This window comes from uncultured Brachyspira sp., from assembly GCF_944390595.1.
In the GTDB taxonomy this organism is placed as follows: Bacteria; Spirochaetota; Brachyspiria; order Brachyspirales; family Brachyspiraceae; genus Brachyspira.
The window spans coordinates 1-10,202 of the sequence record NZ_CALXRN010000162.1 but is presented as its reverse complement, the minus strand read 5'-3'; the positions used below and the strand labels follow the sequence as shown (position 1 = coordinate 10,202).

Sequence of the window (10,202 nt, the reverse complement as noted above, 5' to 3'; positions counted from 1 at the left end):
ATACTATATTATATAAATACAAAAAACAACTAATTTGTAAAAAAAATTTATATTTAATTATTAATTCTTTCTATTCTTTCTATAAAATCTTTAGGACTATTTAAAAAACCTTTTCTAGTTTCTGAATCTATAGGCATTTGCAATGTAGAAGATTTAGATATTATTTTGTTATTTTCATCATAAAAAGTATATTCTACTTTCATTCCATTTAAATATTCAGTAATAGCTGTATGTATTCTTACCTTTTGATTTAATTTAATGGAGTTAATATATTTTATTTCAAGTTTTACTATAGGCCACATAACTCCTTTAGCAGTCATAATATCATAATCATAATCTATAATAGAAAGCATAGCCTCCCTAGCCTGCTCCATAAATTTTATATAATTTCCATGCCAAACAACCCCCATAGGATCCAAATCATAAAAAGAAGGTTTTATATAATAATCATTTTCCAAATAAACTTTTTTTTTATACGTATTTTTATTCATAAACTAATTTCCCTTATACCAAAAATCATGAAAATTATACCATTGATAAGGATATTCTATAGCTTTTTCTTCAATAATAGAAGCAAATTCTCTTGTTAATTCTAATATAATTTCATTTTTTCTTTTCCTGTTTTTAAGTTCTTCGCTATCTAATTTTATTTTAGATGAATGTATATAAAAATTATACTTCTTTGAAAGTATTTTATCTTTTTCTCTCAAAGCAAAAAAATAGTAAACAGGATATTTAAGTAAAATAGGTATTAAAAAAGCACCGCAAGGAAAAGGAGCTTCCTCTCCTAAAAAATTTACATAATTGACTTTATCTGTTTTATTAGAAGTTCTGTCTCCTGCTATTGCTACAATTTCACCATTATTCAATTTATCTTCTATACTAATAATAGTTTGCGGCCCTATATTTGAAGCATCTATAAAATCTATAAAGGAATTATTTTTTCCTTCTCCCATAAATATATTAATATTTTTATTTACTCTGGAATCCATTATTATATTTATTTTATAATTTTTAATAGGATTGCCTTCATTTATAACAGCTAATGCCTTTAAAAGTTCAATATTTCCAATATGTGAAAATAAGATTATCATTCCATTTTTATTATCAAGCAAATTGATAACTTTTTCATAATCATCTTTAGTTTTCACTATCAAGTCTTTTATAGGTATATCACCGTCCCAAGCTGCTATTTTTTCTGCAATAGAAACCACAAATGAAAGCAGATGTTTATATGAACATATTATATTAGATTTTATCTTCTTATTGTATTTAGACATTCTTTTGAGATATTCTCTTGAAGCCTTCATTCTATTTTTTGAATAAAAGAAATAAACAATACTAATAGGAATAAGATATATAATTATAAATGTTCTTCCTAATACTCTATAAACAAAAGCAGAAAATAATGCTTTCCACCTATTGCCTATTTCTTTTTCTTCACTCCAATGACTCATAAGATAAAACCTCTAAGCAAAATAAATTTTACCATCTGAATATTTTTTATCTTCATCGTATATTTTGAAAGAAAGAATACTATTTGTGTATATACCTTCAATAATAATATTAGAATTTGGAAAAATCATGTTAGTAAATTTAAGTTTCAATAATTTAGTAACTATAATATCCTTAGAAAAAATATTTTTTGATATATCAATTATAATTTTTATTTGTGCCACAGCAGGTAAAAGTTTAAAATTATCAAAATGTCCGTCAAAATACGGCAATTTTTCATCTATAAAAACTTTTACTTTAAACATATTGCTGCTTTGCTCTTCTATAGTATAATTATCCAACTTAATTTCCTTGCATTATAGCATCAAGTGCATTTCTATCTATTTTACCAATTTCGCTTCTTGGAATTCTATCTACAAAATATATTTTTTTAGGTAAAACTACCGTTTCAAAATATCCTTTTAAATATTCTATAATATATCTTTTCATATGCTCTGCATTTCTATCATTATTATTAAGCACTATAAAAGAAGCTATATATTCCCTCTTATCAGATTTACAATATATAGTATAGCTGTCTTTAAAATGCTTATCCATCAATATTTGTCTGTCTATCTGCTGAACACTGATTCTTTTACCTTCTATTTTTACTATAGAATCTTCTCTTCCTATAAGTTCAAATTCATTTTCATTTTTCATATCAACAACATCGCCTACATGAATCCAAACATTATCACCTGTATAACCGGAACAGCATTCTATACTTCCATGCTCATCAACTTTTAATTGAACAACATTAAGTCTAGTCCATAGTTCATTTTCGCTTCTTCTTCTATATGCCATAGCACCGGCTTCTGTACTCCCATAAATCTCTGTGGCATCAGTATGGAATACTTCCTTACAAAGATCATTAACTTTCTTATCCAATACACCGGTAGAAGAAAATAAATGCCATTCAGCATTGATTTTTAATGATGTTCTATCTATTCTTTTCAAAAAAGCAGGAGTTGTAACTATGGTAATTTTTTTGTAGTCAGAAAAATTATTAATAGTTTCTAAGTAATTAATTCTATTATCTAAAGACTTCAATTCCAACATATATGGAACCAACACAGCAAAAACAAATCCATAACTATGATAATGGGGAACTGTATACAAAAACACAGAATCTGCTATATCATTTGTAAATTGATTAACAATTTTTGAAGCTTCTGCCTCAAATTGCTTTAATGTTTTTTCTATAAGTTTAGGATATCCTGTTGATCCCGAAGTATAAAAATTAATATTAACATTTTCATCTATACAGGTTTCTTTAAGTAAATCAAACCATTTATTATTACAGCTGCTTTTAAATATTTCATCCAAATCTACAGCTGATTTACTGCTGTCAGATATATAAATCATTGAATCATCCAATATGCTCTCAACATATTTCGGACTATTATTATTGAGAACATTGACTCTTTTTTTAAGAATAAATCCGGCTGTAACAACTGCAATAAATCTGTAGGCATCTTCAATAAATATTGTAATAGTATCTTCTTTATATTTAGATAAATATTCCAAGATACGTACTATATCACTGACAAATTTGTTATACTTAACTGAACCTTTATTTTCCTTATGAACAAGAAAAATATCCTCTGAATCTTTTAATAAATAAAAATTTGTATTGCTTAACTTTCTCATATATTACTTATGCTCTGAATTATCTCTTATATATTTAGCTAATGTAGCTACGGAATAAAAATGTTTTTTGTTATTTTCTTCTATATCTGAAAAACTTATATTAAATTTCTTTCTTATAGCAACGCCTATTTCTAAAGCATCTATAGAATCAAGTCCTAATTCATCTCCAAATAATGGAGCGTCAGTATCTATATCATCTATTGTAACACCTTCTAAATTTGCTGCCTCTATTACTATTTGTTTTATTTGCTCTTCAATAGTCATTTTATAATTCTCCTTTAAAAAATATTTTACATAAATCTATAAAAGATAAAGTTATTTTTTTGTTAATTCGATTTTTCCCAATTTCAAATTAGGAGTATCTGTTGAGATAAATTTAATGAAATCTATGATAGAATTTTCATCTTTTTTAACGCCGCTGTCAATAATATTTATATCAATATCAGCGTCATCTATAGATATAAGAAAAGAACATGCAAATGAATAATTATTGTCCTTTGATATAATTTCATAACTTTCAGGTAATTTTTCATCAGCTATAATTATGAGTGCTTTATTATGTTCTGAAGTTTTCAAAAATGAAGCTGCTTGTAAAAGTGCTGTATCAATAAAATTATCATAACACGTAACAGCAATAGCTCTTTCATGGTTTTGATAAAATATTGTAAGCTGTGCAGCTGCTGTATTAAAAACGGAAAAGCTAAAAAGTGCCGGAGACACCTCATGTTCTGTAACTATTTTTTTAGATATATTATACTGCTGTTTTATTTCTCCATATTTAGATACAAAAAATATAGGTATTTGATCATTTTCTTTCAGAATATTTTTCACAGACTCAAATGATAATTTAGTTATCTGACTGAGTCTTCTTTTTTGTGCTCTAGGTATAAAATCTAAGTCCGGATTAGTTTCACCGTAAGAAATATTTATATCCTCATTTAAATTATCTAATATAAATTTTTTATCTATATTAGGGGCAAAAAAATCCCAATCAAGCACTCTAAAACTTAAACCTGACATAACCTTCCTAATATAAAAATCATAATTTCACTATTATAAATTATACTAAATTATACTATAAAGTCAACTATTAATTAATATATCAAATATTAGCCGAAATATAAGAATTTTTAATACTTTTTTGTTATAAATAATTATAATACATAAGTATTTGATATAATAAGATAATATACTAAAATATAATCATATATTGACATTAGAGTGCACTCCAATGATATAATTACAAAAAATGGAGGTGAATATTATGACGATAGCAGAAGTAAGCAAAAAAACAGAATTATCTACTGATACATTAAGATATTATGAAAGAATAGGAATAATACCGGAAGTTCAAAGAAGCGAAAGCGGTATAAGAAATTACAGCGATTATGATCTAGGATGGATAGAATTTTCAAAATGTATGAGAAATTCAGGTATGTCAATAGAGTCTATAATAGAATATATAAAGTTATACAATAAGGGTGATGCTACATTAGAGGCAAGAAAACAGCTTCTTATAAGTCATAGAGATGCAATGCAGGAAAAATTAGATGAACTTCAGGCAACTGTAAATAAATTGAATAAAAAAATAGAAAATTATGAAAGCCAAATGGCTGTTAATGAAAAAGATATGTTAAAAAAGAAAGAAAATGAAGAATATTGAGGGTAAATATCAATGAAAATAAAAAAATATTTTTTTAGTTTATTAGTTTTTGCTATTACAGCATGCAATTCAGTTTATGGAGATAATACAAATATGAATACTTTAAATACTTCCATTAATTTAAAAATAAATAATAAAGAATATAAATTAATATTATATGATAATCAAACAGCAAAAGATTTTTTATCTATGATGCCTTTGACTATAACTATGAATGATTTAAATGCCAATGAAAAATATCATAATTTAAATAAAAGTCTTACTACACAATCTTCAAGAGGCGGCAGTATAAAAACAGGGGACTTCATGCTTTACGGCAGTAATTGTTTAGTTCTATTTTATGAAAATTTTTCAACATCTTACAGTTATACAAAAATAGGATACATAGAAAATACATCAGGACTTAAAGATTCACTTGGCAGAGGAAGCGTTGAAATAAGTTTTAGTGTTAATAAATAAAAAATAAAATTTATTAAAATTACTATTGACATTGGAGTGCACTCTAATGCTATAATTTAAAAAGAATTGATAAGTAAAGTTTATAATTAATAAAGAAGTTGATTGATAGTAATAACTTTATCAATAAACGAATAGCTAATAAATAATAAACTTAGTTATAAGTGAGTTTATTGATAGCAACAACAGAAATAAACGAGCAGCTAATAACTTTAGTTATTAGCTAAGAAAAAGCGAGTTTATTGATAGCAACAATAGGAATCAGCACATGAAAAAAGTAACATTAAATAACGGACTTGAAATGCCTATATTAGGATTCGGAGTTTTTCAAATATCTGATTATGAAGAATGTAAAAAATCTGTATTAAATGCTATTGAAGCAGGATACAGATTAATAGATACAGCTTCTGCATACAATAATGAAAAAGCTGTGGGAGATGCTATAAAAGAAAGCGGAATCAATAGAAAAGAATTATTCATCACTACTAAATTATGGATAAGTGATGCTGGATATGATAATGCTAAAAAGGCTTTTGAAACTTCTATGAATAAATTAGGATTAGATTATTTGGATTTATATTTAATACATCAGCCTTTCGGAGATTATTACGGTTCTTGGAGAGCTATGGAAGACTTATATAATGAAGGAAAAATAAAAGCTATAGGAGTATGCAATTTTTATCCTGACAGATTATTAGATTTTGTTATGCACAATAAAATAGCTCCTATGGTAAATCAGATTGAAACTCATCCATTTTTCCAAAGAGAAGAAGATAATAAACTTATGAAAGAATATAATATTCAAATAGAATCCTGGGGACCATTTGCTGAAGGCAGAAATAATATGTTTACTAATGAAGTACTGCTATCTATAGCAAAAAAGCATAATAAAACAGCAGCACAAGTTATATTAAATTGGCTCATAAAAAGAAATGTTGTTGTTATACCAAAAAGCGTACATAAAGAAAGAATAATAGAAAATTTCAATGTATTTGATTTTGAATTAGATGATAATGATATGAAAGAAATTTTTAAACTTGACACTAAACAAAGTTTATTCTTATCGCATACTGATATTGAAACTGTAAAATATTTATGCAATTATAAGATTTAATATTAGTAATATATGAGTTTCATTTTTGAAAATATATAAATAATTTTTTACATGATAGGTGTATATTTTATGAAAGAAAAAATAATTAAAAATACTTTTATAAGTTTCTTGTTAATTTTTATTACACTACTAAATATAAAAGCAGAGGCTAATAATATGAACAGTAAAGCAAATTTTAATTTCAATACAAAAACAGTTAAACTAAATAATGGTTATGAAATGCCTTTAAATGGAATAGGTACTTATAGTTTATTAAATGATGTTTGCTATAATTCTGTTCTTTATGCTCTACAAAATGGAGTAAGATTGATAGACACAGCATACATATACCGCAATGAAGAGGCTGTTGGAAAGGCTGTAAAAGATTCCAAAGTTGACAGGAAAGATATTTTTATCATTACAAAGTTATATCCTAATCAATATAATAATGCAGAGAAAGCTATAAATGATGCATTAAAGAAATTGAATGTAGAATATATTGATATGATGCTTCTTCATCATCCAGGAAATAATGATATTGAAGCGTATAAAGCTATAGAGAAAGCTATAAAAGAAGGAAAGATTCGTTCTGCAGGACTTTCTAATTGGTACATAAAAGAATTAAAAGAATTTCTTCCAAAGATAAATATAATGCCTGCTTTAGTACAAAATGAAATACATCCATACTATCAAGATACTGATGTTGTAGAATATATACAAAGTTTGGGTACAGCTGTTCAAGGCTGGTATCCATTGGGAGGAAGAGGATATCAAAAAGAACTTTTGAATGATAAAGTATTAAAAGATATAGCAAAAAAATATAATAAATCAGTTGCTCAAATTATATTAAGATGGAATTTACAAAGAGGAGTAATTGTAATACCAGGTTCAAGCAATAGAGAACATATAATAGAAAATACAGAAATATACGATTTTGAATTAAGCGATGATGATATGAAAAGAATATCAGAATTGAACCGTAATGAAAAACATGATTGGTATTAAAGATTATTTTAATTATTATTTAATTTAAATAAATCTATTGATAATAGGAAGTAAAAAATAAAAGTTTAGGAGGTATAAATATGAAAAAAAGAATGCTTGGAAATTTAGAAGTTTCAGCTATTGGTTTAGGATGTATGGGAATGAGTCATGGATATGGTCCTGCTTCCAATAAGAAAGATATGATTTATTTAATGCATCAAGCTTTGGATATGGGTATAACTTTCTTTGATACAGCTGAATGTTACGGACCTTTTGAAAATGAAAATATTGTAGGCGAAGCATTGGAAAAATATAGAGACAGAGTTGTAATAGCTACAAAATTTGGAATACAAATAGAAAATGGAAAACAAATATTGAATGCTAAACCTGATACAATAAAAAAATCTATAGACGGCTCTCTTAAAAGATTAAGAACTGACTGCATAGATTTATATTATCTTCATAGAGTTGATCCTAATACACCTATTGAAGAAGTTGCACACACAATAAAAGATTTAATAAAAGAAGGTAAAGTTAAACATTGGGGAATTTCAGAACCCGGAGCAAATACTATAAAAAAAGCTGATGAAATATGCAAATTAACTGCATTACAAAGTGAATATTCTATGATGTGGAGAGAACCAGAAAAAGAAATTATACCATTATTAGAAAAATTAAATATAGGTTTTGTGCCTTTTTCTCCTTTAGGCAAAGGCTTCTTAACTGCTACTATAGATAAAAATTCTTCTTTTGGAAATGATGACTTTAGAAGCATAGTTCCAAGATTTAAAAAAGAAAATTTAGAAGCCAATCAAAAATTAATAGAATTTATAAAAATGATTGCTAATAATAAAAATATCACTCCTTCTCAAGTTGCATTATCTTGGGTATTAGCACAAAAAAATTTCATAGTCCCTATACCTGGTACTAGAAGTTTGTATAGATTAAAAGAAAATACTTCATCAGCAGATATAGTATTAACAGATAATGAATTAAATGATATAAACGAAGCACTTTCAAAAATACTAATTCATGGTGATAGATACCCTAAGGAATATGCTGACAGAGTAGGAAAATAAAACTTTAATAATAAAAGGTTTAGATTTAACATGAAAAAAAGAAAGCTAGGAGATTTAGAAGTTTCCGCAATAGGATTGGGCTGTATGGGATATGGTGTAATATATGATGAAAATTATGACAAAAAAGAATTAATATCTCTCATACATGAAGCTGTAGAATTAGGTATTAATTTCTTTGATACTGCAGAAGCTTATGGCCCATATAAAAATGAAGAAATTGTAGGAGAAGCATTAGAGAAATGCAGAGATAAAGTTGTAATAGCTACAAAATGCGGTATAAAAACAGTAAACGGAAAACCTGTATTAGATGCCAAAAAAGAAACTATAAGAACATCGGTAGAAGGTTCATTAAAAAGATTAAGAACTGACTGCATAGATTTATATTATCTTCATAGAGTTGATCCTAATACACCTATTGAAGAAGTTGCACACACAATAAAAGATTTAATAAAAGAAGGTAAAGTTAAACATTGGGGACTATCTGAAGCTGGAGCAAATACTATAAAAAAAGCTGATAAAGTATGCAAATTAACTGCCATACAAAGCGAATACTCTATGATTTGGAGAGAACCGGAAAATGAAATTATACCATTATTAGAAGAATTAAATATAGGTTTTGTGCCTTTTTCTCCATTAGGTAAAGGATTTTTAACAGGAAGATTCAATGCTGATTCAGAGTTTTCAAAAAATGATTTTAGAAGTTCTGTACCAAGATTTAAAAAAGAAAATTTAAAACAAAATCAGATATTGATTGAGATTTTGGAAGATATTGCCAAAACAAAAAATGTATCAAAATCACAAATAGCATTAGCTTGGGTATTGCATCAAAAACCATTTATAGTATCAATACCTGGAACAAGAAAAATAGAAAGATTAAAAGAAAATATATACTCTGTTAATGTAGAGTTTACTAATGAAGAATTAAATAAAATTAATGATGCAATATCAAAAATAACTATACAAGGAGAAAGATATCCTAAGGAACATTTAGAAATAGTAGGAAGATAATATTTTTTATTAATAACAATAGGAGCTAATTTATGAAAGCATTAATAGCATATTACTCTCATTCATCAAACACTAAAAAACTTGCTGAGTGTATAGCAAAAGTTGTAAAGTCAGAATTTCAAAATTCCGAAATAGACTTTTTTTATACTGAACCAGAAAAGCCATATTCACCAAGCTATAACACGGTTTTAAATGAAGCTAAAAGAGATATAAACAGCAATCATAAACCAAAATTAAAAAATAATATAAAAAGCATAGATGCTTACGATGTTATATTTGTAGGAAGTCCTAATTGGTGGAATACAATTGCTCCTCCTGTAAATACATTTTTAAATAGTTTTGATTTTTCTAATAAGATAATAATGCCTTTCTGTACTCATGGTGGAGGAGGTTCTGGAAGCATTAAAAGAGATATAGAAAAAGAATCAAAATCCAAACAAACAGCTAAAATATTAAGTGTATACGGAAGTTCTGCCTCAAGTGCTGAAAATGAAATAAAGAAATGGATTAAAGATATATTTATAAAAATAAAATAATTTAGTAACATAAATAATAAAAAAAGGAGAAATACAATGTCAGATAAAAATTTTGAATATAATAAAGCACCGGAAAAAACTATATTTATAAAAAATGGAGAAGGTAAGAAATTTAAAGGAGCAAAAGAATATTTTACAGGAGATGTTGAAGTAGAAATTCTTACAGAGCCTAATGAAGATTCACATTTCTCTGTAGCTTATGTAACATTTGAAGCAGGTGCCAGAACTGCATGGCATAC

General features: G+C 26.4%; 13 protein-coding genes and 1 pseudogene. 8 read left to right on the top strand and 6 right to left on the bottom strand.

Translation table 11 applies throughout. From position 1 onward, the window contains the following. Positions 1 to 53: 53 nt before the first annotated feature. The 6 genes from Q0J90_RS09495 to Q0J90_RS09470 are packed head-to-tail and all read right to left on the bottom strand — an operon-like array spanning position 54 to position 4,164. Positions 54 to 491 (bottom strand): thioesterase family protein, encoded by a 438-nt coding sequence (locus Q0J90_RS09495; RefSeq protein ID WP_028329413.1) that lies wholly within the window; start codon positions 489 to 491, stop codon positions 54 to 56. A 3-nt stretch (positions 492 to 494) separates the two neighbouring features. Further along, entirely contained in the window at positions 495 to 1,457 is a 963-nt protein-coding gene (locus Q0J90_RS09490; RefSeq protein ID WP_297277672.1) for a glycosyl transferase family 2, read from the bottom strand. A 12-nt stretch (positions 1,458 to 1,469) separates the two neighbouring features. Then, on the bottom strand, positions 1,470 to 1,796 hold the full coding sequence (locus tag Q0J90_RS09485; protein ID WP_297277671.1) for a 3-hydroxyacyl-ACP dehydratase: 327 nt from the start codon (positions 1,794 to 1,796) through the stop codon (positions 1,470 to 1,472). Position 1,797: 1 nt separating this feature from the next. Beyond that, positions 1,798 to 3,144, bottom strand: a complete 1,347-nt coding sequence (locus tag Q0J90_RS09480; protein ID WP_297277670.1) for an AMP-binding protein — start codon at positions 3,142 to 3,144, stop codon at positions 1,798 to 1,800. 3 nt (positions 3,145 to 3,147) lie between these two features. Next, a complete protein-coding gene (locus Q0J90_RS09475) occupies positions 3,148 to 3,408 on the bottom strand; it encodes a phosphopantetheine-binding protein (protein ID WP_297277669.1) in 261 nt (86 codons plus the stop codon). A gap of 51 nt (positions 3,409 to 3,459) precedes the next feature. Then, positions 3,460 to 4,164 (bottom strand): beta-ketoacyl synthase chain length factor, encoded by a 705-nt coding sequence (locus Q0J90_RS09470; protein ID WP_297277668.1) that lies wholly within the window; start codon positions 4,162 to 4,164, stop codon positions 3,460 to 3,462. Between the two features lie 244 nt (positions 4,165 to 4,408). Here Q0J90_RS09470 and Q0J90_RS09465 point away from each other — a divergent pair, with 244 nt between their 5' ends. From Q0J90_RS09465 to Q0J90_RS09430, 8 genes and pseudogenes are all read left to right on the top strand, one after another. Then, the gene (locus tag Q0J90_RS09465; protein ID WP_297277667.1) at positions 4,409 to 4,807 is read left to right on the top strand and encodes a MerR family transcriptional regulator; all 399 of its coding nucleotides are present in this window, start codon (positions 4,409 to 4,411) and stop codon (positions 4,805 to 4,807) included. Between the two features lie 12 nt (positions 4,808 to 4,819). Continuing rightward, positions 4,820 to 5,266, top strand: a complete 447-nt coding sequence (locus Q0J90_RS09460; RefSeq protein WP_297277666.1) for a cyclophilin-like fold protein — start codon at positions 4,820 to 4,822, stop codon at positions 5,264 to 5,266. A 265-nt stretch (positions 5,267 to 5,531) separates the two neighbouring features. Then, positions 5,532 to 6,377, top strand: coding sequence for an aldo/keto reductase (locus Q0J90_RS09455; protein ID WP_297277665.1), 846 nt, complete (start codon positions 5,532 to 5,534; stop codon positions 6,375 to 6,377). Between the two features lie 84 nt (positions 6,378 to 6,461). After that, positions 6,462 to 7,361, top strand: a complete 900-nt coding sequence (locus Q0J90_RS09450) for an aldo/keto reductase (RefSeq protein ID WP_297277673.1) — start codon at positions 6,462 to 6,464, stop codon at positions 7,359 to 7,361. 80 nt (positions 7,362 to 7,441) lie between these two features. Then, complete coding sequence (locus Q0J90_RS09445; protein WP_297277664.1) at positions 7,442 to 8,419, top strand: aldo/keto reductase; 978 nt, start codon at positions 7,442 to 7,444, stop codon at positions 8,417 to 8,419. Positions 8,420 to 8,449: 30 nt separating this feature from the next. After that, positions 8,450 to 9,427, top strand: coding sequence for an aldo/keto reductase (locus Q0J90_RS09440; protein WP_297277663.1), 978 nt, complete (start codon positions 8,450 to 8,452; stop codon positions 9,425 to 9,427). Positions 9,428 to 9,459: 32 nt separating this feature from the next. Continuing rightward, entirely contained in the window at positions 9,460 to 9,963 is a 504-nt protein-coding gene (locus tag Q0J90_RS09435) for a flavodoxin (RefSeq protein WP_297277662.1), read from the top strand. 36 nt (positions 9,964 to 9,999) lie between these two features. Then, positions 10,000 to 10,202: pseudogene (locus Q0J90_RS09430) on the top strand (cupin domain-containing protein); the annotation flags it as partial.

Bases quoted from the DNA above. Each gene is read 5' to 3' on its own strand.
- Q0J90_RS09480 (WP_297277670.1), bottom strand. From the start codon at position 3,144: ATGAGAAAGTTAAGCAATACAAATTTTTATTTATTAAAAGATTCAGAG.
- Q0J90_RS09465 (WP_297277667.1), top strand. From the start codon at position 4,409: ATGACGATAGCAGAAGTAAGCAAAAAAACAGAATTATCTACTGATACA.
- Q0J90_RS09435 (WP_297277662.1), top strand. From the start codon at position 9,460: ATGAAAGCATTAATAGCATATTACTCTCATTCATCAAACACTAAAAAA.
- Q0J90_RS09455 (WP_297277665.1), top strand. From the start codon at position 5,532: ATGAAAAAAGTAACATTAAATAACGGACTTGAAATGCCTATATTAGGA.
- Q0J90_RS09495 (WP_028329413.1), bottom strand. From the start codon at position 491: ATGAATAAAAATACGTATAAAAAAAAAGTTTATTTGGAAAATGATTAT.
- Q0J90_RS09490 (WP_297277672.1), bottom strand. From the start codon at position 1,457: ATGAGTCATTGGAGTGAAGAAAAAGAAATAGGCAATAGGTGGAAAGCA.
- Q0J90_RS09445 (WP_297277664.1), top strand. From the start codon at position 7,442: ATGAAAAAAAGAATGCTTGGAAATTTAGAAGTTTCAGCTATTGGTTTA.
- Q0J90_RS09470 (WP_297277668.1), bottom strand. From the start codon at position 4,164: ATGTCAGGTTTAAGTTTTAGAGTGCTTGATTGGGATTTTTTTGCCCCT.
- Q0J90_RS09460 (WP_297277666.1), top strand. From the start codon at position 4,820: ATGAAAATAAAAAAATATTTTTTTAGTTTATTAGTTTTTGCTATTACA.
- Q0J90_RS09475 (WP_297277669.1), bottom strand. From the start codon at position 3,408: ATGACTATTGAAGAGCAAATAAAACAAATAGTAATAGAGGCAGCAAAT.
- Q0J90_RS09440 (WP_297277663.1), top strand. From the start codon at position 8,450: ATGAAAAAAAGAAAGCTAGGAGATTTAGAAGTTTCCGCAATAGGATTG.